The 24,978-nt window shown below is 33.9% G+C and carries 23 protein-coding genes; 19 read left to right on the top strand and 4 right to left on the bottom strand.

Annotation, left to right across the window (positions count from 1 at the left end; genetic code table 11):
• The first annotated feature begins 4 nt into the window (after nucleotides 1-4).
• Both ABH960_RS08885 and ABH960_RS08880 read left to right on the top strand, forming a co-directional pair.
• Entirely contained in the window at nucleotides 5-616 is a 612-nt protein-coding gene (locus ABH960_RS08885; protein WP_404444534.1) for a DUF4166 domain-containing protein, read from the top strand.
• Between the two features lie 5 nt (nucleotides 617-621).
• Entirely contained in the window at nucleotides 622-2,247 is a 1,626-nt protein-coding gene (locus tag ABH960_RS08880) for a YndJ family protein (RefSeq protein WP_404444531.1), read from the top strand.
• Nucleotides 2,248-2,275: 28 nt separating this feature from the next.
• Here ABH960_RS08880 and ABH960_RS08875 read toward each other — a convergent pair whose 3' ends face one another.
• Nucleotides 2,276-2,761: an 8-oxo-dGTP diphosphatase gene (locus ABH960_RS08875; protein WP_404444528.1), complete on the bottom strand. Its 486-nt coding sequence runs from the start codon at nucleotides 2,759-2,761 to the stop codon at nucleotides 2,276-2,278.
• Between the two features lie 169 nt (nucleotides 2,762-2,930).
• On the opposite strand from ABH960_RS08875, the gene ABH960_RS08870 reads away from it, so the two are divergent.
• From ABH960_RS08870 to ABH960_RS08855, 4 genes are all read left to right on the top strand, one after another.
• Complete coding sequence (locus ABH960_RS08870; RefSeq protein WP_404444525.1) at nucleotides 2,931-4,175, top strand: N-acetylmuramoyl-L-alanine amidase; 1,245 nt, start codon at nucleotides 2,931-2,933, stop codon at nucleotides 4,173-4,175.
• A gap of 253 nt (nucleotides 4,176-4,428) precedes the next feature.
• Nucleotides 4,429-5,808 carry an S-layer homology domain-containing protein gene (locus tag ABH960_RS08865; protein ID WP_404444758.1) on the top strand — a complete coding sequence of 460 codons (1,380 nt, stop codon included), beginning with the start codon at nucleotides 4,429-4,431 and terminating at the stop codon, nucleotides 5,806-5,808.
• A gap of 194 nt (nucleotides 5,809-6,002) precedes the next feature.
• Nucleotides 6,003-7,265: an MFS transporter gene (locus ABH960_RS08860; RefSeq protein ID WP_404444522.1), complete on the top strand. Its 1,263-nt coding sequence runs from the start codon at nucleotides 6,003-6,005 to the stop codon at nucleotides 7,263-7,265.
• 28 nt (nucleotides 7,266-7,293) lie between these two features.
• Nucleotides 7,294-7,572: a hypothetical protein gene (locus tag ABH960_RS08855; RefSeq protein WP_404444520.1), complete on the top strand. Its 279-nt coding sequence runs from the start codon at nucleotides 7,294-7,296 to the stop codon at nucleotides 7,570-7,572.
• Nucleotides 7,573-7,591: 19 nt separating this feature from the next.
• On the opposite strand, the gene ABH960_RS08850 is transcribed toward ABH960_RS08855, so the two are convergent.
• The 3 genes from ABH960_RS08850 to ABH960_RS08840 form a co-directional block, all read right to left on the bottom strand.
• Nucleotides 7,592-8,056: a hypothetical protein gene (locus ABH960_RS08850; RefSeq protein ID WP_404444518.1), complete on the bottom strand. Its 465-nt coding sequence runs from the start codon at nucleotides 8,054-8,056 to the stop codon at nucleotides 7,592-7,594.
• A gap of 429 nt (nucleotides 8,057-8,485) precedes the next feature.
• Nucleotides 8,486-9,589: an ABC transporter ATP-binding protein gene (locus ABH960_RS08845; RefSeq protein WP_404444515.1), complete on the bottom strand. Its 1,104-nt coding sequence runs from the start codon at nucleotides 9,587-9,589 to the stop codon at nucleotides 8,486-8,488.
• A gap of 102 nt (nucleotides 9,590-9,691) precedes the next feature.
• The gene (locus tag ABH960_RS08840; protein WP_002135554.1) at nucleotides 9,692-10,555 is read right to left on the bottom strand and encodes a PucR family transcriptional regulator; all 864 of its coding nucleotides are present in this window, start codon (nucleotides 10,553-10,555) and stop codon (nucleotides 9,692-9,694) included.
• Between the two features lie 479 nt (nucleotides 10,556-11,034).
• Between ABH960_RS08840 and ABH960_RS08835 the strand changes: the two genes are divergently transcribed.
• From ABH960_RS08835 to ABH960_RS08775, 13 genes are all read left to right on the top strand, one after another.
• Entirely contained in the window at nucleotides 11,035-12,285 is a 1,251-nt protein-coding gene (locus ABH960_RS08835) for an ABC transporter substrate-binding protein (RefSeq protein WP_404444512.1), read from the top strand.
• A gap of 53 nt (nucleotides 12,286-12,338) precedes the next feature.
• The gene (locus ABH960_RS08830) at nucleotides 12,339-13,283 is read left to right on the top strand and encodes a carbohydrate ABC transporter permease (RefSeq protein WP_404444509.1); all 945 of its coding nucleotides are present in this window, start codon (nucleotides 12,339-12,341) and stop codon (nucleotides 13,281-13,283) included.
• Complete coding sequence (locus ABH960_RS08825; protein WP_002086333.1) at nucleotides 13,276-14,109, top strand: carbohydrate ABC transporter permease; 834 nt, start codon at nucleotides 13,276-13,278, stop codon at nucleotides 14,107-14,109. The genes ABH960_RS08830 and ABH960_RS08825 overlap by 8 nt, the downstream gene beginning before the upstream one ends.
• Before the next feature lie 26 nt (nucleotides 14,110-14,135).
• The gene (locus ABH960_RS08820; RefSeq protein WP_404444506.1) at nucleotides 14,136-15,401 is read left to right on the top strand and encodes a Gfo/Idh/MocA family protein; all 1,266 of its coding nucleotides are present in this window, start codon (nucleotides 14,136-14,138) and stop codon (nucleotides 15,399-15,401) included.
• Between the two features lie 164 nt (nucleotides 15,402-15,565).
• Nucleotides 15,566-16,285 (top strand): GntR family transcriptional regulator, encoded by a 720-nt coding sequence (locus ABH960_RS08815; protein WP_404444504.1) that lies wholly within the window; start codon nucleotides 15,566-15,568, stop codon nucleotides 16,283-16,285.
• 77 nt (nucleotides 16,286-16,362) lie between these two features.
• On the top strand, nucleotides 16,363-17,550 hold the full coding sequence (locus ABH960_RS08810; RefSeq protein WP_404444501.1) for an SIS domain-containing protein: 1,188 nt from the start codon (nucleotides 16,363-16,365) through the stop codon (nucleotides 17,548-17,550).
• A 6-nt stretch (nucleotides 17,551-17,556) separates the two neighbouring features.
• Nucleotides 17,557-18,720 carry an N-acetylglucosamine-6-phosphate deacetylase gene (nagA, locus tag ABH960_RS08805; protein ID WP_404444498.1) on the top strand — a complete coding sequence of 388 codons (1,164 nt, stop codon included), beginning with the start codon at nucleotides 17,557-17,559 and terminating at the stop codon, nucleotides 18,718-18,720.
• Between the two features lie 4 nt (nucleotides 18,721-18,724).
• Nucleotides 18,725-19,570 (top strand): tagatose-bisphosphate aldolase subunit GatY, encoded by an 846-nt coding sequence (locus ABH960_RS08800; RefSeq protein WP_404444495.1) that lies wholly within the window; start codon nucleotides 18,725-18,727, stop codon nucleotides 19,568-19,570.
• A gap of 12 nt (nucleotides 19,571-19,582) precedes the next feature.
• Nucleotides 19,583-20,506: a 1-phosphofructokinase gene (gene pfkB, locus ABH960_RS08795; RefSeq protein ID WP_404444493.1), complete on the top strand. Its 924-nt coding sequence runs from the start codon at nucleotides 19,583-19,585 to the stop codon at nucleotides 20,504-20,506.
• 19 nt (nucleotides 20,507-20,525) lie between these two features.
• A complete protein-coding gene (locus tag ABH960_RS08790) occupies nucleotides 20,526-21,467 on the top strand; it encodes an ROK family protein (protein ID WP_404444490.1) in 942 nt (313 codons plus the stop codon).
• A 192-nt stretch (nucleotides 21,468-21,659) separates the two neighbouring features.
• Complete coding sequence (locus ABH960_RS08785) at nucleotides 21,660-22,472, top strand: polyphosphate kinase 2 family protein (protein WP_404444487.1); 813 nt, start codon at nucleotides 21,660-21,662, stop codon at nucleotides 22,470-22,472.
• Between the two features lie 179 nt (nucleotides 22,473-22,651).
• On the top strand, nucleotides 22,652-23,191 hold the full coding sequence (locus tag ABH960_RS08780) for a PadR family transcriptional regulator (protein WP_404444484.1): 540 nt from the start codon (nucleotides 22,652-22,654) through the stop codon (nucleotides 23,189-23,191).
• 36 nt (nucleotides 23,192-23,227) lie between these two features.
• Nucleotides 23,228-24,976, top strand: coding sequence for an MFS transporter (locus tag ABH960_RS08775; protein ID WP_404444481.1), 1,749 nt, complete (start codon nucleotides 23,228-23,230; stop codon nucleotides 24,974-24,976).
• Nucleotides 24,977-24,978: the final 2 nt, after the last annotated feature.

The raw sequence follows: 24,978 nt of genomic DNA, 5'->3' as shown, positions 1-24,978 counted from the left end.
GTATATGGTTAATATTTATGAAAGATTATTAGGGGATTCTTATAAAAGGCTTCATCCAAAATTGCAGGAACGATATGCGATAACAAAGGAAAATAGCTTTATTGGGGAAGGGGAAATGGATGAAATTTATGGAGGATCTTTTTTCGTTAAATTAATATTAAAAATTACATCGAAGTTTCGAATGTTTTTCTCTGAGCGAGGGCAAAAAGTTCCGTTTTTGATACATAATACCGCTGAGCGAGATGAACATGGAAATGAATTTGTACGGTGGAATCGTACTTTTTATTTTCATAGTAAGAAAAGATATTTTAACGCTGTTATGCAGTTGGATGAAGAGAATAATGAAATTGTAGATTATTTTGGTGAGCCGCATTTACTCGTTTCTACATTGAATTTTTATATTGATGAAAAAGGCGGGATGCATATTTCTTCAAAGAAACAATGGTTTTTTATGTTTGGAAGAAAAATACCGTTACCTAGATTTTTATACGGAGAGGCAAAAATTGTAGAAAGTTATGATGAAACACTACAATGTTTTCGAATTCATGTACAAGTACGAAATCCGTTAATTGGTTCGTTATTTTCATATAAGGGAACATTTGTGGAAAGGGAATAAACGAGATGAAAAATATAATATTTGGACTTGCTTGTTATATTATATTTCTAATATACGAGTGGTCGAATGTAAATCCTGTTGAAGCAATCATATTGTTATCTATTTTGTTATTTATACCGATGTCATTTTGCATTGTTGATAAGAAAACAAGAAATGGATCGTATTTATTATCTTATAAATTTGTATCGCTTTTATATCCAATTGCAGCAGTTAGTGCAATGCTAGCTTTCGTAACAAATCACTATTTCTTTGCGCTACTTTGGTTTGTATATACAGGAATCGTTGCATTATTTGGTGTAAGTAGATTGCTAGAAAGAGGATGGAAGCCTCTAGAAGAAGTAGCTATAGATAGTGCGTTTATTTATTTGTTACTAGGTGGTTTTTGGTTCTTTGCTTCTGTAGCGAAACTTTCCATTATGCATTTTAGTTCTGACATTGTCTTACTCACAGCGGCACACTTTCATTACTCGGCATTTTTATTGCCGTTATCAGCTGGTTTACTTGGAAGAAAAAGAGAACAGGGAAGTAAGTTATATGACTCTATTATGTTTATCATCGTCATTTCTCCAATGACAGTTGCAATAGGAATTACGTATTCGAGGGTATTTGAATTTTTTGCAGTGTTCATATATTTATGTGCCATTTATGGATATGGGATTTACGTATGGAGAACGAAATTCAATGCTATAAGTGCAAAGATTCTCCTTACTCTTTCATCCAGTACACTTATGGTAACAATAATGTTTTCACTCATATATTCATACGGAAATTTCAAACAAGTAATGACGATTACAATTGCACAAATGGTCTGGATTCACGGTGTTGTAAATGGAATTGGAGTAGCGTTACCAGCTTTTCTTGGTTGGATGATTGAAAAGAGTACTCCGAATTATAAATATTACGGGAAAACAATGAGCAGGTTAAGAGGAAATGCGACAGTTGGTGAAGCATTTTTACATAACAGAAATTTAATAGATAGCAAGGAATACAAAGGTTTAGTTGATAAAATGAATGATTTTCATAGTGAGGCATTTGACATGACGAAGATTCCTTTAAGTATTATTCGTTTTTATGAAAATACAAAAGAGTATGAGTTACAATCGCATATTAAATGGACTCGTTGGTTCCGCCCGGTTGCATTTTGTTATGAGAAAATGAGTAAGCGTGTAGGACAAATACATTTAGGAATGGGCGGCAAGTGGGAAACGATGCATGGCTCTATCATTGGGATAATAGATGAGAAGGATGGAAGAGAGAATGTAAGGGCTTGGCTAAGAAAAAATGAAGCAGGAGAGTCTGTTTTTGTAGCCCTCTATTCAAAGCATGCATACAAGAACGAGACATATATGAATATCGCATTGCCTTTACCATATTCGAATATGACTGGTATTTTGAAGTTATGCAATGATGATAATGCTTTAATCATTACAAGTAAGTTAAGAGAGAATGGCAGGGGAGATGAGGGGATTTATTTACATACTCGTTTCTTTACAATACGTTTACCATTAGCAGAGACATTTATTATTAAAGGGCGCAAGGATCAAATATTAGAAGCTAATCATAGGATGTGGATATTTGGAGTTAAGTTTTTAGAAATTGATTATGAGATTAAGAAAATAGAGGGAAAGTAAGAAAGGCTTGGAGAGATTCCAAGCTTTTTTACGTATGGGTAATTGACATAGCAACTTGTTTATCCAAGTCTTGGTCCCAAACACGCTGAATTTCAAACGTACCTTTTTCAAAAAATAATGGGAATCTCTCTTTAAACCAATCTTGCATAGGAAGATTGAGTGCTGTATCAATTGGCACCCATAATAATTCGCCTTCAGGAGGATTCAAAAGGAGTTCACCTTCAAATGAATGTGTCCAATAGTTAAATACCATATATCGAACATTTTCTTTCGGATTTACGTATTCATCTAATCCCTTAAAAGTTAAATTCGAAACAAGTAATCCAGTTTCTTCTTTTACTTCTCGTTTAGCAGCTTGAACGATACTTTCTGGAAAATCTACTTTACCGCCAGGAGCGATGTAACCAGGGAAGCCTAGATGATCCGGCCGTCGTATTAGTAATACTTCGTTATTATGTTGAATCATACACATTGTATAAATGCGGTGTTCTATATCTTTCCAATTCTTACTCATACGAATCTCTCCTTTTATAAAATCTTATAGTTTTTTATTGTAGTTATTTATGACAAAAAATACAATAATAATACAAAATTATACAAAATTAGATTGACTATTACTAATTTTCAGAACTATAATTAGTCTGTTACATAAAAACATTGTACTTGAGAGGGGAATATATTCTATGAAAAATAGAATAATCGCAGCAGGAATAATTGCAGCTAGTATATTATCTTATTCATCTAGTAGTTTCGCACAAACAAAAACATTTCCAGATGTCCCAGCAGGGGGCTGGGCAGAAGGTTCTATTTACTATTTAGTAGAGAAAGGTGCAATTAAAGGTAATGATGCAGGAATGTTCGAGCCTGGAAAAGAAATCACTCGTGCAGAAGCAGCAACAATTATTGCGCAAACTTTAAAGTTACCGATTGATAATGCGGCTCAGCCAACCTTTACAGATTCTAAAACTCATTGGGCAACTCGATTTATTGCCGCTGTAGAAAAAGCAGGAGTAATTGCAGGGAAAGGAAACGGGATTTTTGATCCAGACGGTAAAATTGACCGAGTTTCTATGGCAGCGATGCTTGTTGGGGCGTATAAATTAGATGCGAAAGTAAAACAACCATTACCAACAAAATTTGCAGATTTAAATCCTAGTTGGGGAAAAGATAAAGCGAACATTTTAGTAGAATTGAATATTTCACAAGGTGTAACTAGTACAGCTTGGCTACCTAATAAAACTGTAACGAAGGCAGAAGCAGCGCAATTTATTGCAAAATCAGATTCTCTTAAAATTCCAGATGCATTAGAAGGAAAAGTAATTATTATTGATCCAGGTCATGGTGGGAAAGATTCTGGGAAGCCGACACAAGGATTATATGAAAGTGATATTGTATTAGATACATCGAAAAGATTACAAAAATTACTAGATAAAAATACTCCATTCCATGTGTTGTTAACACGTGAAACGGATATCCGTCTTGGTGAAAATCAACCTGAGGACCTTAAAAACCGTGTAGAGTTCGCGAAAGAGCATAATGGAGATATTTTTGTAAGTATTCATGCAAATGGCTCTAACAATCATGATGGATATGGAACGGAGACTTTTTATTATAAAGGATCTGAAACGAAAGAATTAACTGAACGTGAAAAAGATAGTCGTATGTTAGCAGAGAAAATACAAAAACGAGTAGTTAAAGCTCTAGATACAAGAGATCGTGGTGCGAAACCAGAAGACTTTTATGTACTAAGAGAAAATGAGATGCCTGCAGTATTAACTGAACTAGCATTTTTAGATAATAGTGCAGATTATGAGAAGTTGGCTTCAGAATCAGGAAGACAAATTGCTGCTGAAGCAGTTTATGCTGGTATTTTAGATTATTATGAGTGGAAAGGTTTCAATGTTTCAAAATATCGTTTGGCTAAATAAAAACATCGTTTGCTAAGCCCATCTTCTATATAGAGATGGGCTTTTCATATGAGTTTATATAATTTTGTATCAAAATAAAAAGATATATCGTATTATAATGATTATAAATAAAATAATGGTAGATTAGTTTATTTGTATCACGTATACTTTTACTGTTGACTAATTAAGAGTTTGTTAGTTTGATAGGGAAAATTTTATTATAAAGGGAGGCAAGTTAACACGGGACAAGCATATACATAACGTGTTAAAAAATATGAAAAAAGTTATTTCTAATGTGTTAGCAGTGACAGTCGCACTTCAAGTAGTGATGGCTCCGGCAACTTCATTTGCAGCTGAAAAAGAATTTCCAGACGTTCCGAAAGATCATTGGTCGTATAAAGCAATTACTAATTTAACATCAAAAGAAATTATTGCAGGATATGATAATGGTAAGTTTGGATTCGGGGATGTTGTAAATCGTGAGCAAGTAGCCGCATTAATATATCGTGCATTAAAACCAGAAGCGAAAAGCGAATATAAAAATCCATACTCTGATATTAACGAAGGGACAACAATGTTCCAAAAAGAAATTTTAGCTTTAACAGATATGGGGATTTTCGTAGGTGATGGTAAAGGAACATTTAGACCGAAAGAATCTTTAACTCGTGCTGAAATGGCTGTAATTTTACAGAAAGCCTTTAAACTAAAAGTAAAAGCTAATCATACATTTAATGATGTTCCGAAAGATCATTGGGCAAATGAAGCGATTAGTGCATTAGAGTCTAACGGTGTTGCTGCAGGTAATGGAGCAGGTGCATTTAATCCAACAGGTGTTTTAACACGTGAAGAATATGCACAATTTTTATATAACGCCATGGCATCATATATCGATTTAGATGTAACATTACCTTCTAATGTAACAGCTCAAGAGATTGATAATTATATTAAAAGATATCATCCCGATAGTCCGCTTGTTGGAGTTGGACAAGACTTTATTAAAGCGCAAAACGAGTATGGCGTGAACTCTTTATATTTAGCAGCACATGCAATCTTAGAGTCTGGATACGGGAAATCAGAAATTGCATATCGTAAACATAATTTATTTGGACTACGAGCGTATGATTGGGATCCATTCGCACATGCAAAATATTTACCATCTTATGGATTAAGTATTTCATACAATGCTGATTATGTGAGAAAGAATTACTTAGAACAAGGTGCTAAGTATTTCAAAGGTTACACATTACCTGCGATGAATGTAATGTATTCAACTGATAAAGAATGGGCTGGCAAAATTGCTAATATTATGGAACGTATTAAGCCTTTCAATAACAAGGATTATCAAAATGTCAAACGATTACCGAAAAACCCTAATACATTAAATGTAGATGCATTAGGCGAAACAATTCCATATAAAGATTATGCAAAAGACGCAAAAACTACTGTTCAGTCGGTAGGGTCTTACTATCAAGTTCCATTCCCGTTTAACAACCCAATTAAGAGTGTACCAAACGTTACACAAAATGAAGTTGGAAAATTAGAAAATGGTACAAAAGTAAACGTATATCGTGAAGATCCAAATGGCTGGGTAGAATTCTCACTTGAAAATGCTCCAGAAAAATATTGGACATTGAAGAAGAACTTAAAATTATAAAGTGGAAAGGTGTTTTCATATATGAAAACACCTTTTTTATTTATATTCAACACATAATATGTGTAGATTCATTACGATGTTCTTTTTTATATTTCTACCAATAATTTAACAGTTTCATATATAATTAAAGTTATTAAAGATTGAATTTTCTGTGTTTATTTTTGGTATTAACTTAATTTGAAAAGAGGAGAGATATGCAAGGAGAAATACCAACAGAGAAAAATTTAGGTTATGTCGGTAAATTGTTATTGCCAGTTAAAGTGTCACCGCACTTTAAGTTTTTATGGATTGGGCAATTACTTTCGACTTTAGGTAGTTCGATAACGATGGTTATTCTGCCAGTCGTTGTGTATTCATTAACTGGTTCAACAGTTGTAATGGGAATGACTATGGCAATGTACATGCTTCCTAATATTCTTGCGTTACCGTTTGCTGGATTAGTCGTGGATCGAATTGACCGGGTGAAATTGATGTTATTTACAGATATAATCCGCTGCATATTAATGCTATTACTTGCAACGCTTATATTTATGGACGTTTTAACAATTCCACTTCTATATGTACTCGTAGCGTTATATGGACTTATGGAAGGTATATTTCAGCCGGCGTATTCAGCTGTAAGAGCGAAAGTATTTGTACCGGAAATTCGAAATGCAGCTAATGCATTAACGCAAATGAGTAATCAAGGAATACGATTAATTGGCCCAGCACTTGGTGGGTTAATAGTATCAGTTACATCTGCAGGGATAGGATTCGGACTAGATGCAGCAACGTATTTGTTATCATTTTTATGTTTATTATTTTTAAAAGAAATTAAGTTTAAAAAAGTAAAACCCATTGAAAAGAGTAAGATCGATTACAAACAAGAGTTTATGGAAGGTATTTTAGTTTTAAAAAGTCATCCGTGGTTGTGGATTACCATTCTAGTCTTTTCTTTCGTTAATATTTGTTATGCAGGCATTATCGTTGTATTAATTCCATGGTTGTTTAATGTTCATCATCATTTTGAAGCTTACGTGTATGGCTTAGGTATGGCTGCTTCTGGTGCTGGAGCTGTAATTGCAGCACTAATTTTTGGTGGGAGGAAGCGGTGGCATAAGAGAGGATTACTTGCGTATGGTGGTGTTTTAATTAGTGGAATGGCGTTATTAATTATGCCTTTCGTTTCTTGGGCACCTGCCTTAATTGGATTAATGGCAATTGAAGGATTCGGTATTATGATATTTGGGCTTATTTGGGAAACAAGTTTACAAGAGCTTGTACCAGAAGAAGCTTTTGGAAGAGTGGCAAGTCTTGATATGTTAGGCTCATTTGCTTTATTACCATTAGGGTATGTGATGGTAGGCTGGTTAGCTACTGTAATAGGTGGAAAGATAACAATTATAATGCTAGCTATTTTAGTACTCATAACAATTGGAATGGCATTGTCTGTACCAAGTATTCGGCGGTTCGATTGATTATGTAGGCAAAAAGGGGGGATGGTATATGACTATAGAAAATCTACATGATTTAGTAGTACATGAGTTGGGATGTAAATACGTTTTGGGAGAAAAGGTATTTGAAGCAAGGAATTTCACGATGTATATTGCTACTCCTATAGAAAATAAAATGAAATATAATCGATTCATCTTAATTAAGCATTTGTCTAATGAAGAGCCTTCCGTACATGTTTGGGACAAAAAAATCTGTGTAGACGCTACAAAAATACATATTGCAAAAGAAGTGACAGAAGCAATTCAATCGGGTTTTGTAAATAAAGAGTAAGCCCTAATCAAATTAGGACTTACTCTTCATTAAACACAAATGTTTGCTTCATTTTTTTACTCTCATGTACTGGATGACCGTTGTAAGAGAAATTCTTTTCTTCCCAAGTAATGACAACTTTAAAATTATGGCTATTAAAGTCTAATGGGAATACCATGTAGTCAAAGCTTGTATGACTTTTTGAAACGTTGTTATTAGATGAAGTAGGATTAAAGGTAGCTTTAGATGTAGGTGTGTTATCAAGTATTTCCACAGATACATTTGAGACATCATTACCGATGTTTTTTACGAATAAACTATACGTATCATATACACCGTGTTTTGGTTGCAACGCTTGCTTGTTTGAGTTATGAGATTTGTCAATTTCGATATACCACTGTTTAGACTTTGACGCAATTGGTAGTGATTGAAATGTGTATGCACTAGCTTGTATTGGTAGTGCTAAGCATATAAGCGTAAAGAGAGTTATTATTTTTCGTTTCATTTTAGAGAGCTCCCATTCTTTAATGGATTTATTTGTTATTATTTGGACTTTTTAAGATAATATACCGTATATTTTAATGATTGGAGTCATGTATATCAGCTTAGGGATTGTACATGAAAAGTGGGGAATATGTATTTCGATTATTTTATAATTAGGTGCTATTGAATTATGAAGTGTATGTGCTATTTTGTTGCAACACTATATATTTTTATTTTGCATTCAACAGAGGAAGGGGAAAAAATATTAGAAACGTTTCAACTCAACAACAGAATGTTAAAAAGTAAAGAGGATGTGTCAATGGATAAATACTATTAAAGTGATGATAAATAGTATTTATAAAGGGGAATTAGAGAAAGAAGCTGTGTAGAGATTTTTCTGCACAGCTTGTTTGCATACCCAACTAAGCTGGGAACGGCCAATTAGACATGTTTAGTTGTTACGTATACGTTGTTCTGTATCAATATCAAAAAAATGTGCTTTTGTTAGACTAAATGCTACTGAAAGCTTATCGCCAGCTTTCGGTTCTGATCGAGCGTTGATTCGTGCAACAAAACTTTGATTTACAAGTTTTCCATGTAGCATAGTCTCAGCACCTAATAACTCAGCTACTTCAACTGTAATTTCGACAGTCGAGTCAGGAGAAGATTGAAGGACAATTGGTTCATCGTGAATGTCTTCTGGGCGAATACCAAGTATAAGTGTTTTCTCGCTATACCCTTTTTTCTGTAATTTTTTCAATTGTCCTTCAGGTACCTTGAAACGAATGTTTTCTATATAAAAATAGTTATCTTTCAATGTTCCGATAAAAAAATTCATGGCCGGAGAACCAATGAATCCGCCAACAAAAACATTTTCAGGAGTATCATATACTTCTTTAGGTGTACCAACTTGTTGAATGATACCATCTTTCATAACAACAAGGCGTGATGCCATTGTCATTGCTTCTGTTTGGTCATGTGTTACATATATAGTAGTTGTGTTTAAACGGCGGTGAAGTTTAGAAATTTCTGAACGCATACTTACACGTAATTTAGCATCTAAATTGGATAGAGGCTCGTCCATTAAAAACACTTTTGCGTCACGAACGATAGCTCTTCCTAATGCAACACGCTGCCGCTGCCCGCCTGACAATGCTTTTGGTTTTCGTTTTAAATAATCTTCAAGTCCTAATATCTTTGCTGCCTCTGTTACACGACGATTGATTTCATCTTTTGGTAGTTTTCGCAGTTTTAAACCAAACGCCATATTATCATAAACAGACATATGTGGATATAGTGCGTAATTTTGAAATACCATAGCAATGTCACGATCTTTTGGAGCGATATCATTCATAAGTTTTCCATCAATATAAAATGAGCCATCAGAAATGTCTTCTAAACCTGCAATCATACGCAAAGTAGTTGATTTTCCACAACCAGAAGGACCAACAAATACAATAAACTCTTTATCTTGGATATGTAAATTGAAATCAGAAACAGCAGTTGTTTTATTGTCATACAATTTGAAAATGTGATCTAATACGAGTTCTGCCATTATGAATCACCTCTATTTCTATAATTAATTGAATTATAAGTCTTTTTAGTCGCAAGATGAATCGGCAAGTTGCACAAAAAATGTTACTTTTTTTATGCAAAATTACGAGATGTTCAAAGAAAGAAAGGCCATATAAACAGCCACAGCACCTTCAAATGTTTTTATATTCAAACCTGTTTTTTCAATAAATTTATCAATTCGATACTGTAAGGTATTTCGATGCAAATATAATTGCTTGGCAGCAAGTGATACATTTAAATTACATTGGAAGAATACTTTAACACTCTCTATTAGTTCTTTATCACTGGAAACCTGCGCTAATAAATGATGTGTATATTTTTCCCTCTTTTCTTTTGGTAATGAGATCATTAATTGGTAAGGAAGGAGTTGTTCAATATATGTAATTTTCTTTGATAAATAGGGAGAAAGAAAAGAAAATAAATTTCGCTCCCATTGATACAGGTGAGAAATTTGATTTGTTTGGGTGTAGTGTCTGCCGACAAAAAAGGATAAGGATATAAAAAAATCTGTTTCTAGCGTATCAAGGGCTGTTTGCAATCTATATTCAGATATATTCTCTGCTAAGATGAGAACTCCAGTTTGTGAAGTTTCCCATATTGTAGGGGTATCAAAATCAAGTATCGACTGTAAAGCATTATGAAATTCATCACGTTCCACTATAGGATGCGTTGTGAAGAAGTGTAAAAAGCGCACAGATGTTATTTGAATATCTTTACTTTGATATAACGCTTCGTGCCAATACTTTTCTTTTTCTGTTTCAAAACATGTGTCAGTATAGAGGGGAGTTAAGAGAGAGGAAAGTAGTTGACACTCCCTTTGGTGTAAGCGAGATTTACGAATTCCTACTCTATTCCCGTCAATTAAAAACCAACTAAAATCTTCAGAAAGTATTGCTTCATTAATTTTTATATCTTTATCGTAATATCTTTTTAATTGTTGAATCATATAAACACTCCTTATTTTTATATTATTTATTAATAACAAATTTTATAGGGGTAATGGATTAGAAAAATATTTCTACTTATGTTAGCGGCATATAAAATTAAATAGAATATAATCAATAAAAAAATCAAAAGATTCAGAAAATATATTGCGAAGGAAAAAGTGATAGTGTTATACTTCATAACAACTGGTAATGACAACATCATGTCGTTATCGAATTGGTATATGTATAAATAATATATCAATGATAGTTTATTCCTTCAACTGATAATGACATAAGTCTACTTAAATTGATAGAGAAGGGAGAGAAGAGCATTGTCTTTATAGATTAATAAAATTAAGTTTATAAACGCTTTATTAACAAGGCGTTTCAGACCTTTTGTAAAGTTGCTTTTATTAGTTTAATTTATCATCAGTGAGTTACAAGAAACGTAAGTAAAGATTTTGTTATATAGATGATTGTTTATAGAGGAGGGAATGGGATGAAAAAGTGGTTTATTTTCTTTTTGTCAGTATTGCTATTGGCGGTAGTGGGATGTTCTAATAGTGGCGAAAAGGTTAACACGTCATCTAAAGATGAAAAAGTAGAATTACGGTATGCACTTTGGGATAAGAAACAACTACCAGCAGTGGAGAAAGTGGTTCAACAGTTTAATGAAAAACATCCGAATATTAAAGTGAAAATAGAATTAACAGCGTATGGGCAGTATTTTCAGAAGCTTGAAACAGCAGCAACAGGAAATGCATTGCCAGATGTATTTTGGATGAATGGACCAAATTTCGTGAAATACGCTTCGGGAAAAGTATTGATGCCTTTGGATGATAAAGCGAAAAAGGATAAGTATAAACTAGAAAATTATCCGAAATCTTTAGTTGATTTATATACAGTGGATAATAAAACATATGGTATTCCAAAAGATTTTGATACAACGGCACTTTGGTACAATAAAAAATTATTTGATGAAGCTGGAGTAGCTTATCCAGATGATTCATGGGACTGGGAGAAAATGAAAGAAACAGCGAAGAAATTGACGAAAAAGGAAAAAAATGTATGGGGATTTGCAGCAGCGATGGGTAATCAAGGTGGCTATTATGATCTTATTTACCAAAACAAAGGATATGTTCTTGCTAAAGATAAAAAAACAGTTGGATTTAATGAACCAGAAGCAATTGACGCACTTAATTATAACATTAGTTTTATTAAAGAAGGATTATCACCAACATTTGCTCAAATGACAGAGACAACAGCATCTGATTTGTTTTTATCAGGTAAAGTAGCGATGATTTTTGATGGGCCATGGATGGTACCAGAATATAAGAAAAATCCTGATTTAAATATTGCTGTTATGCCAAAAGGGAAAGAAAGAGCTGTTATGATTCATGGTCTAGCAAATGTTATCTCAGCGAAAACAAAATATCCAGATGCAGCTTGGGAATTTATAAAATATTTAGGTTCTAAAGAGGCCGCAGATGTATTTGCAGAAACTGGAACAGTCATTCCTGCTTTTAATGGAACACAAGAAGCATGGGTTAAATCCGTTCCAAACTTGAATTTACAAGCGTATATCACTGGAGTCGACTATTCTTACCCATTACCAAGTGTGAAAAATACAGGGGCTTTATGGGAGCAGGAAACAAAAACATTAAAAAGAGTATGGGGAGGAGAGGTGAATGTTGAAGAAGCAACAAAAGAATTAACAGAGAAAGCAAATGAAATTCTTTCTAAAAAATAAGGAGAGGGATCCTCTCCTTGCTTTAAATCAAAAATTATGGGAGGAGTGAAGAGATGGAGAATCTATCAATAAAGATAGTGGATCAAAAAAACACACAAATACAAAAAAAATATAAAAAGAAAAAGAAATTAGATTATATATGGGCATATATCATGATTGCCCCAACTATGTTAGGGTTATTCATTTTTTATATGTGGCCAATTTTGCAAAATATTTATTTTAGTTTTACAGCGTGGGATGCGTTTGGTAGCTATGAATGGATTGGATTAGAAAACTATAAAAAGATGTTTACTGATAAAGATTTAGGAAAGGCATTTCAAAATACATTTATTTATATCGTACTTACCGTTCCAATTGGTATATTTTTATCCATCATACTAGCAGTACTATTAAACCAAAACATTAAAGGGAAATCCCTTTATAGAACATTATATTTTTTACCTGTTATTACAATGCCGGCTGCAATCGCGATGGTATGGAAATGGATCTATAATTCTGACTATGGGCTACTCAATTACATATTATCATGGTTTGGAATTGATGGTCCTAATTGGCTTACCAATCCAAACATTGCATTATATTCAATTGTTATAGTTGCGATTTGGGGTGGGATAGGGTATAACATGGTTATTTTTCTATCAGGTCTCCAAAACATCCCTAAAACATACTATGAAGCAGCAATTATGGATGGAGCCCGGCCAATTACAATTTTTTTTAAGATTACATTGCCACTTTTATCACCAGTTATTTTCTTTGTAACGATTATGTCTTTAATTGGAGCATTTCAAGTATTCGATCTCATCTTTATGATGATTGGTAGAACAAGTAATGTAATTGAAAACACACAATCTATTGTTTATTTATTTTATCAAAATGCCTTTATTTTAAATGAAAAAGGATATTCGGCAGCCATAGCAGTTGTATTATTAATTATTATATTAGTCATTACAGCGATTCAAATGATATTACAGAAAAAGTGGGTGCATTATGATGAATAAAAGAGTAGGTGCAGTCAATAAAAATACGATTATGATTCATGCAATGCTCATCATAGGTGCTTTATTAACCATTGGTCCTTTTATTTGGATGATATTAACGTCTCTAAAGACATATGCAGAATCCGTTCAAGTTCCACCAGTTATTATCCCGTCTCAATTTATGTGGAGTAACTATACGGAAGTATTCAACTTATTACCATTTTTAAAATTTATGATGAACACTTTAATTGTTACAATAGCTAGAACGGTCGGTCAGTTATTTTTATGCTCATTAGCAGCTTATGCTTTTGCTAGAATACAATTTCCAGGTAGAAATATATTGTTTTTACTAACCCTTTCTGTCCTAATGGTTCCAGCTCAAGTATTTTTACTCCCGCAATATTTAATTATGGTAAAACTGGATTGGTTGAATACATTACAAGCAGTAATAGTGCCTGGGTTATTTAGTGCATTTGGTACCTTTTTATTACGTCAGTTTTTTATGGGTGTTCCAAAGGAACTAGAAGAAGCAGCAAGATTAGATGGTTGCAATCATTTCCAAATTTATTGGTATGTTATGCTGCCACTTGCAAAACCAGGTTTAATTGCGCTTGGTATATTTACAACACTTTGGTCTTGGAATGAATTGATGTGGCCGATGATTGTAAATAATTCACCAGATATGATGACATTGTCAGTTGGTTTATCTTCACTACAGGGACAATATGCAACAAACTATCCGGTGTTAATGGCAGGATCATTTTTAGCGATTTTACCAATGTTGTTATTGTTTATATTTTTGCAAAAACAATTTATTGAAGGAATTACAATTACAGGCGGAAAATAAGAATAATAGAATAGGAGAGGATACTTATGATTACAGCGGCCTTAATTGGGGCAGGAAGTCGTGGAATGTACGCTTATGCTTCTTATGCGTTAGAACATCCAACAGAGATAACCTTTGTTGCAGTTGCAGAATTGGATAATGCAAAAAGACGGAAATTCTCTGAAATGCATAGCGTTTCGGAAAATATGCAATTTGAAACATGGGAAGAGTTATTAGCGAAAGAAAAGCTTTGTGATGTATTGCTTATTTGTTCGCCTGATCGGTTTCATTATAAACCTGTTATGCAAGCAATTGAGAAGGGATACAAAATTTTATTAGAAAAGCCAATGTCACCAAGCCCTATAGAGGCATTGGAAATTGCAGAGGCTGCAACGAAATATAACGTGTTATTAACAGTATGTCACGTATTAAGGTATGCACCATTTTATCGGACTTTAAAAGAAATTGTTGATCAAAAGAAGATAGGGGAGATTGTTTCGATTCAATGGAATGAAAATGTCGGTCATTGGCATCAAGCACATAGCTTTGTAAGAGGGAATTGGCGTAATAAGTCTGAATCTAGTCCGATGATTTTGCAAAAATGTTGTCATGATATGGATGTGCTACAATGGCTTGTTGGTGCAGAATGTGAAAAGATTTCATCTTTTGGAAGTTTGACTCATTTTAAATCTGAACATGCACCTAAGGGTTCGACGCTACGATGTACAGATGGTTGTGAAGTTGAGGAAAGTTGCCAATATTCTGCTTTAAAGTGGTATTTACATGAGAGAGATGAATGGCCGGCGAATGTAGTTTCTATTGATACAAGTATTGAAAATAGACTGGAGGCACTAAAAAAAGGACCTTATGGGCGTTGTGTGTACCATTGTGACAATGATGTTGTGGATCATCAAGTTGTAAATTTGCTGTTTGATAATGATGTAACAGTTGCTTTTACAATGTCTGCATTTACGAAAGAGTGTTGCCGTACGTTTAAAATTATGGGCACACATGGTGAAATTCATGGTCATGATGTACTAAATGAATTGAAGGTCAAATATTTTTCTGGTGAGGTTGAAACGGTTTACCCAGAAACAAAAGAAGGTGGACATATGGGAGCAGATAATGCAATTATGACTGATTTCATCGAAAAAGTAAAAAGCAATAAAACAGAAAGTTTAACGTCTGCAATGACTTCGGCAAATAGTCATTTGATTGCTTTTGCAGCTGAAAGATCAAGAATAACGGGTGAAACGGTATCTCTTAAGCAATATGTGACAGGGTTAAAAGAAGCGATGAATCCAGCGAAGTGAGAAAAGTGCATATAAAGGGACAAACTAAACGTACAGTTGAAATGAGTTTTTACCGATGGAATAAGCTTATCTTCGTATGTGAGAAAGTGATGGTAATTCCTATTTTCATTCGATATAATAGCCATAAACTGGTTATAACAACTTTATAGATGAGGGAGTAAAACATGATTGTAAAAGATAATCGAACACCATTATATTATCAATTAATGGATATTATTGTAGGACAAATTGAAACTGGGAATTTACAAGAACATGATAAGCTTCCATCCGAACGGGAGTTATGTGAGATTCATGATGTAAGTAGAACAACAGTGAGACAGACGATGCAGGAATTAGAAAAAGAAGGATATATTTATAAAAAACATGGTAAAGGTAGTTTTGTCTCACCTCGTGTATTTAATCAAAGTCTTGTTCGTTTTTATAGTTTCACAGAAGAAATGAAAAAGTTTGGAAAAGTTCCGTCATCAACCGTCGTATCATTTTCCATTATTCATTGCGATAAGAAAATAGCGAAAATTATGAATCTTAATTTTGAAGAAGAGGTGTATCAAATCACTAGACTAAGGTTAGCTGATAAAGAACCAATGCTATTTGAAACATCTTATATTCCTGTAAAGTTCTTTCCATATTTAACGAAGAAAGAGTTAGAAGAAACACCAATGTATGAGATTTTCCGTACAAAATATCAAGTCCATATCACGCGCGCAGCAGAAAGCTTCAAAGCGATTGCAGCAGAAAAAGAGCATGCAATATGGCTACAAATTGAAGAGAATGAACCATCTTTATCACTAGAACGGATTGCATATGCGAAAGAAAATATAATCGAATACACACAGACAATTGCAAGAGGAGATAAATTTACTTATACAGTTGAATTACAATAAGTATAATTATACTTATTGTAATTCAACTGGTAATGATGACGTGATAAGATGTGAACTAATATTAAGGGGGGTCTCAAATGTTATTACATGCAAATGATGAAGTAAGAGAAACATATGGAGCATGTTTTACAGCGAAAGAGATTGCACAACAGCCAGATCTTTGGGAGCAAGTATATTCGAATTTTCAAAGTAATCATTATGAAATTATAGATTTCTTTTCACGTATTTCAAGAAAGCATGAACAAGTGCGAGTTATTTTCACTGGTGCAGGGACATCCGCTTTTGTTGGAGACACAATTGTTCCGTATATCAAAAGAATAACAAATTTAAAGAAAATGCACATTGAAAGTATTCCGACAACAAATATAGTCTCAAGTCCTTATTACTATCTTCAGCCAGACATCCCAACAATTTTAGTATCTTTTGCCCGCTCTGGTAATAGTCCAGAAAGTGTAGCGGCAGTTGAGTTAGGAGAACAAATTATTCATTCAGTTTATCATATTATTTTAACATGTAATGAAGAAGGAAATTTAGCGAAGCAATTTCAACATAAAGAGAACTCTTTTGTTATGTATATGCCGAAGGAGGCAAATGATCAAGGGTTCGCGATGACAGGAAGTTTTACCTCTATGATGTTAAGTGCGCTTATGTTATGTAACTATAATCATATCCACCTTTTAGAATCTAGCATTATGGATATTGTAAGTTTAGGAAAAGATGTTATCGAAAAACAAGAACGAGAAATTCAAAGAATTGCAGAAAAAGAATTTCGTAAAATTGTATTTTTAGGATCAGGCGTATTTGAAGGACTTTCTCGAGAGGCTGCTTTAAAATTTTTAGAGTTAACTGCTGGGCGTATCCCAGTTATGTTTGACACACCGCTTGGGTTTAGACATGGACCGAAATCAATTTTAGATAAGGATACAGTTGTTGTATTATTTTTATCTAATGATGAACATACGAAAAAATATGATCTTGATTTATTAAAAGAGATTTTTCAAGAGAAAGAAAGAAGCGAGATTATTGTTATAGCGCATCAAGATAATCAGGAAGCAAGGCAGCATTGTAATACGTTTTTATGTAATGATGGGCGAGACATGAAAGATGACATATATATCACGTTCATTTATATATTATATGGTCAAATTTTAGCGCTATATAAATCTATTGCGTTAGGGATTACTCCAGATAATCCTTGTCCGAGTGGAAGTGTAAATCGTATCGTTCAAGGGGTAACAGTACATCCTTATAAAGGAAAGGAATAGCAATTTATGAATTATTACGTCAAAGCATCTATGTATCTACTAGAAGATGGTGTTTGTGAAAGTGGATATTTACATATTGTAAATGGCTACTTTCTAAAACATGTTGAAGAAACAGTAGACGGAGTGCTGGTAATGGATTTTGAAGGAAGTATTATTTCTCCAGGATTTGTTGATACGCATATTCACGGTGTAGCGGGACATGATGTAATGGATAGCACATATGAATCGTTAAATAATATTTCTATTATGTTATTGGAAAATGGTGTTACGAGCTTTTTGTCAACTATATTAACTGATTCTTTGGAAAATACAGTAAGATCCTTAAAGAATATAGCTCATGCAAAAAAGAGGGGAGTGGCAGGGGCAAGTATTATTGGATCTTTTCTTGAGGGACCTTGTTTTACGGAAGTCTATAAAGGTGCACAAAACCCAAAGTATTTTATTGATCCAACTATTGAATTATTAGAGGAGTGGATTATTGCATCAGAAGGGACGGTTAAAAAAATTGCAATGGCACCAGAGAGAAAAGGTGCTATTGCGTTTATACAGCAAGCTGTGAAAAAGAATATCCGTGTAGCAATTGGTCATACGAATGCAAACTATGAGGTATGTCAGAAAGCGATTCAGGCAGGAGCGACAATCTTTGTGCATACGTTTAATGGAATGAAGGGGTTACATCATCGTGAACCTGGCGTTGTTGGGGCAGTACTTTCTACTGAGGGTGTGTATGGTGAAATCATTCCAGATGGACATCATGTCCATCCGAGTGTAGTGAATATTTTATATAAATGTAAAGGATATGATAAAACTTGTTTAGTTAGTGACTGTATGCGAGCGGGCTTATTAGGGGATGGTGCATATAATTTAGGGGAATTTGTTGTCCATGTAAAAGAAGGAATTGCCCGAACAGAGGCGGGATCTTTAGCGGGAAGCACACTTCGATTTATTGATGGTGTGAAGAATATGGAGAAATGGACAAATGCATCGTTATGGGAAAGCGTCCATATGGGTTCGCTAATACCGGCTAAAAGTATTGGAGTTGACAATGAAATTGGAAGTATTGCACCAGGGAAAAGAGCTGATTTTCTTATATTAACAGAGGATTTAAACCTTATAGGGACATTTGTCGGGGGAGAAATGAAATATAAAAAGAAAAAAGAAAGGATTTGAGAATATGCTTGTTTCAACTCAATTTATACTGAGAAATGCACAAGAAAATGGCTATGCGGTTCCTGCTTTTAATATTCATAATTTAGAAACTTTAAAAGCGGTAATTGAAACCGCAGTAGAACTTAGGTCACCTGTTATTATTGCTGCTACACCAGGTACGATAAAATATATGGGAAAAGAATATCTTTTGTATATGATTGAAGCAGCAAGGAAGCGATATGATATACCAATCAGCCTACATTTGGATCATCATGAAGATATAAAAGATATTAAAAATTGTATCGATTTAGGAGTTCGTTCTATTATGATCGATGCATCACATCATCCGTTTGAAAGTAATATTCAGATTGTTCAGGAAGTTGTGGCGTATGCAAAACAATATGGAGCAACAGTAGAAGCTGAGTTAGGGCAATTATTAGGAATAGAAGAAGATATAATAGTAGAAAACTCAATTTATACAGATCCTTATCAAGCGAAAGAATTTGTAGAACGTACCAACATTGATTCACTAGCAGTTGCAATTGGGACGGCTCACGGGCTATATAAAGGGGAACCAAAATTAGATTTACAAAGATTAACAAAAATTCGGAAGCAAGTTGATATTCCGCTTGTACTACATGGAGCATCTGGATTATCGGACAGTCTAGTCCAAGAAACAATTCGCTTAGGAATTTGTAAAGTGAATATCGCCACAGAATTAAAAATTGCATTTGTAACAGCATTACGCCATTATTTACATACTAATCCAGAAGAAAATGACCCGCGTAAATATTTTTCAGATGCAATTCTGGCCATGAAACAACTTGTTGCGGATAAAATAAAGATGTGCAAAAGTTTGAATCGAGTGTAGGGAGATATTTTTATGATTGCGACAATTACATTGAATCCATCTGTTGATATGCGATATGAATTAGGAGAATTAAAACCACACAAAGTGCATCGCACGAAGGACTATGAAAAAACTGCGGGTGGAAAAGGAATTAATGTATCGAGAGTAATTCGGTTGCTAGGAGAAGCGGTAACAGGTATTGGTTTACTTGGTGGTAGAAATGGTGAGTTCATAAGAGGAGAATTGAAAGAACTATCAATTATAGATGAGTTTGTTTCCGTGAAAGAAGAAACTCGCAATTGTTTAGCGTTAGTAACAAAAAATTCTGCTTCGGCTACTGAAGTATTAGAAGTAGGTCCAGCTATTTCGGAGGATGAAATAGCTCTTTTTATAAAAAAATATGAAAGAATAGTAAAAGATTTTGAGTTTATTGTTGCATCGGGAAGTTTACCTAAGGGTATCCCAAACTCATTTTATAAACAGTTGGCACAAAAAGCTGCTGAAAATGGTAAGAAATTTATATTAGATACAAGTGGAGAGCCATTATTTCATGGCATACAAGGAAAGCCATTCTTAATTAAACCAAACAGGCAAGAAATTTGCCAGTTGCTTCAAAAGGAGCATGTATCACAGGAAGAAATGATTGCGGAAGCAACTAAAATATGCGAGGGAGGCGTGCAGTATGTTCTTCTGTCACTTGGAAGAGAAGGGGCGATACTTATCACGAAAGTTGAAAGCATTAGGGCAATTATTTCAGAAATAAACTCTATCAATGCTGTTGGCTCGGGAGATGCAATGGTAGCAGGAATAACGTTTGCACTCGCAAAGGGGTATGAGGTAAAGGATGCACTTCGATTAGCAGTGGCGTGTGGAATGGCGAATGCAGCTGAGCAAGCAACAGGTTATATACAGCTTAAAACTGTAGAGAAATTCTATAATGAAATTACAATTGTGTAAAAGTAGGGAGGGGAGAAATATGGTGAAGTGTATTGCTTGTTTTGATATTGGAGGAACTTTTATTAAATATGCAATGATTGATGAACAAGGAATAGTATATGAACAAGGAAAAATAAACACACCAGGACAAAATCAAAAAAAAGAAATTTTGCATCGCATTTGTGAAGTAATACATGAGTTTGAAAAGAGTTATACAATTCATTCTGTTGGTATATCATCATGTGGGATTATTGATAATATAAAAGGAGAAGTTATGTTTTCTGCTAATATTCCGGGATATAGTGGTACAAAAATAGCAGATTACATTTATAGTGAGACAGGGTACGTGGCAACTGTTGAAAATGATGTTCGTTCAGCTTGTCTCGGTGAAATGTGGAAAGGAGCGGGGAGAGGTAAAGAACATATTGTTTTAATAACACTTGGAACCGGGATTGGTAGTGGGATTATTACAAATGGCCAATTGCTTCAGGGAGCAAAAGGGCTAGCCGGAGAGCTTGGCCATATGATAATTCTTCATAATGGAGAAAAATGTAGTTGCGGTGGAGCAGGGTGTTACGAGAGGTATGCATCGACTTCGGCGCTGATTCGTCAATATAAAGAAGCATCTAAAATACAAGGAATAGAGATAGGTACAATTACAGGTGAAGAAATTATAGAACGTATATATATAGGAGAGCAGTTGGCGAAAAATGTATATGATCAGTTTTTGCAGTATGTTGTTACTGGTTTAGTGAATATTACCCATATGTTCAACCCCGAATTAATTATTATAGGGGGAGGTATTACAGAACAAGGTGAACCATTTTTGAGAGAAATTCAGGAAAGGTTCCACGACAAAGTAATGGACATTTATCAAAATAAGACGAACATCGCTTTAGCATCATTACATAATGATGCCGGTGTATATGGAGCATGTTATGTAGCATTGAGCCGATGTGAGGCAAAATCAATGAATATATAATTTAGAAGGTAATTATCGAAAAGAGTTAATAGGAATATACGTTCTTTGATGATGTTGCTATAAAGTATTTGCAGATGTGATTTATCATTTCTGTTCTTCATTGAAAACGTGAATCAAGAGGTGTATTAATATGAAAAAATTCCCAATAATATGTTAAAATAACATTGTCATACAACAAGGGGGATTTGTTTTATGGAAAATGGACATCTTGCTAAAGTAGATGTAACGAAAAGAATTGAATCAAAATCTAAGTACAATAAAAAACTCGAAAAATATCAAATGCGCTTATTAGCATTGCAGCAAATTTTAAAAGAAGAAAAAATCGCTGTTATGCTCGTTATGGAAGGTTGGGATGCAGCAGGTAAAGGCGGAGCAATTAAGCGAGTGACTGAACATCTTGATCCGCGTGGATTCCAAGTAAATCCAATTGGCGCGCCTGCTCCTCATGAAAAACGGTATCATTATTTGCAACGTTTTTGGCGGAAACTTCCTCAATATGGGCAAATTACTATATTCGACCGTTCTTGGTATGGGCGTGTATTAGTTGAACGTGTTGAAGAGTTCGCCACAAAGGAAGAGTGGACGAGAGCGTATGGTGAAATTAATGATTTCGAAAAACTATTAACTGATGATCATTACATAATCGGAAAGTTTTTCTATCATATTAGTAAAGACGAACAATTAAAAAGATTTACAGAAAGAGAGAACAACCCTCTTAAAAGATGGAAAATTACAGACGAAGACTGGCGTAATCGTGAAAAATGGGATGAGTATGTCGAAGCAATGGAAGATATGTTTGAAGAAACAAATAAGCCGAATGCTAAATGGAATATTATTGCGAGTAATGATAAATTATACGCTCGTTTGAAAACATTGAAAGTGATTACTACATTAATTGAGGACTATTTCTTAGAGCATAATATAGAATTACCTTCTTATTACTATGAAATAAAAGAAGGTAAGAAAAAGGAAACTGAATCTATGCAAGATGTAGGAGTTAAATAGTAAAAAGTTTTGTGTAGGAAATATGAAGAGAGGCTGTCCTGTAATTTGGAAAAACCAAATTACAGGGCAGCTTTTTTAGTTAGAAACATTTTACAATTTACAGAATAAGGTATATAATCAATAATCATATTAACATTGTTAATATGATTATTGATTATATGCTATGTGGGGGTCTTATTTTGAAGGGAAGAGATGTTGTTTTAGGTTTATTAATGGAAAAAGAATTGTCTGGTTATGATATTAAAATTTTGTTTGAAGATGTATTTACTCATTTTTTTGATGGAAGCTTTGGAATGATTTACCCAACTTTAAGACAATTAGAAAAAGAGGGGAAAATAAAAAAAGAGGTTGTTATGCAAGAAGGGAAACCGAATAAGAAAATGTACTTTATTACAGATGAAGGGCGTGAAGAGTTTTATCAATACATGCAAACGGATGTAGAGAAAGACGTTTTACGTTCAGATTTTTTAATGAGGATGTATTTTGGTAATTATAGTGATCATAAGGCGATAAAAAAATGGATTGAAGACGAAATTGAAAGGAAAGAAGCGTACATTGCAGATCTTCGTTTGAAATATGAACAATGGAGAGAAGGTATTACTTTCGTTGAAGAAATTTCGCTCGATGTAGGTATTGCATCATATAGTGCACAAGTAGAGACGTTGAAGAGGAAGTTACAGCAATTAGAAGTGAAAGAAAGCAATAAAACAAAAGAATAGAAACTGTGTTCGCAATAAATAAAGGGGTAGATTAACATGGAGCAGTCAAAGGGTATTAAGATTGTCTTTTTAATGTGCTTAGGTATTTTTCTTTGTATGATTGATACAACGATTATGAATATAGCTTTACCAGCAATACAATCGAGTGTAAATACTTCATTAGAGAAGATGTCTTGGGTATTAAATGTTTATACAATGACGATTGCAGTACTCGCAATCCCGCTAGGACGGATAGCTGATATTTTTGGGAAAGCAAAGGTGTATATTCTCGGTTTAATTATTTTTGGTGGTGGATCAGTGCTTTGTGCTTTTGCTAATACAGGCGATTTTCTTATTTTTTCTCGTTTTATACAAAGTATTGGTGCTGCAATTTTATTTCCAACGAGTATGGTAATAGGTGTATCGGCTATGCCATTAGCAAAGAGACATGTTGCACTTGGCATTTTAGGAGTAACACAGGGGTTGTCAGCTGCAATTGGTCCAGTAATAGGCGGGATTATTACGCAAAATGTAGGCTGGAGATGGGTATTCTTCGTCAATGTTCCGATTTGTATTCTTGGAATCATTTTATGCTGTATTATGCTACAAATAAAAAATGAAGAACGTATTATCTCAAAAATTGATTGGATTGGGCTTATATTAAGTAGTTCAGCGATTTTCTCTTTTACTCTCATACTAGTAAAAGGTAATACATGGGGATGGCAAAGTAATATTGCTTTGTCTTGTTATGCAATTAGCACTATTTCTCTTATTCTATTTGTTTTAGTGGAACGAAAGATTCATAATCCAATGGTGAATTTAAATTTATTTAAAGATCGAATGTTTGTCGGAGCATCTATCGTTGTTATATTGAGTAATTTATTCTTAATTGGCGTTACTGTATTGCTTCCAACTTTTTTGACAAAAATACAGCACCGAACGGAAATTGAAGCTGCTTTTCTAGTGACACCTATTTCAGCGATGATATTTTTTATCTCTCCTGTTGCAGCAACTTTAATTAAAAAGCTTGGAAAAGTAACTATTATTTTGTCAGGGTTTCTTGTTATGGGCCTATCCTACTATTGGTTGCAAATGATTGACGTCAATTCAACAAATATAGAAATTATTATTCCGTGTATGATATTAGGTGTTGGATATGGTTTAGTAGTGGGACCAATTACAGTTTTAAGTGCATCTTCGTTTGAAGGGGAATTATTAACTGCTTCTCAAACTGTCGTATCGATGTTACGTCAAGTAGGTATTGTATTAGCAGTAGCGATATTTGTATCTAACTTAACACACAACTTATCTGTAAATAAAGAGAATGTATATCGTTATGCAGAAGAAAAAGTGCGTAATATTCATGTGGATAGTGCTCAGCAAACTGAAATATTACAAGTAACAAAAGAAAAGATAGAGAAACAAAGTATAGAAACAAATATAGAAAAGAAACAAAATGGAACATTTGTAGGGCTAAATAAAGAGAAAAAAGAAGAATTAATTCACCAAAAGGTGGATGAAGTATTAAGCGGAGTTCCAGTAGAATATAGAGATGTAAAAAGAGAAGAAGTTATGAGTCAAGTGACAAAAGAAGTTGAAAGACAAGAGGAAAGTATGAAGAAAGAGGTACTCGCATTTTTGAATGATGTGAATCATTATGCTAAGAATCAGATGGCTATGAGTTTTACAGATTTATATAAAGCGAGTGTGCCAATTATTTTAGTTTGTGCTTTAGTAAGTTTGTTATTTTGGGAAGGCAAGGCTTTGAGTAAAAAGAGAAGGGAAAGAGTGGTAGAGGAAGTGTAAAG

Source organism: Bacillus sp. RC252, assembly GCF_044909215.1.
GTDB lineage: Bacteria > Bacillota > Bacilli > Bacillales > Bacillaceae_G > Bacillus_A > Bacillus_A mycoides.
This window is presented reverse-complemented; position numbering and strand designations above follow the sequence as displayed.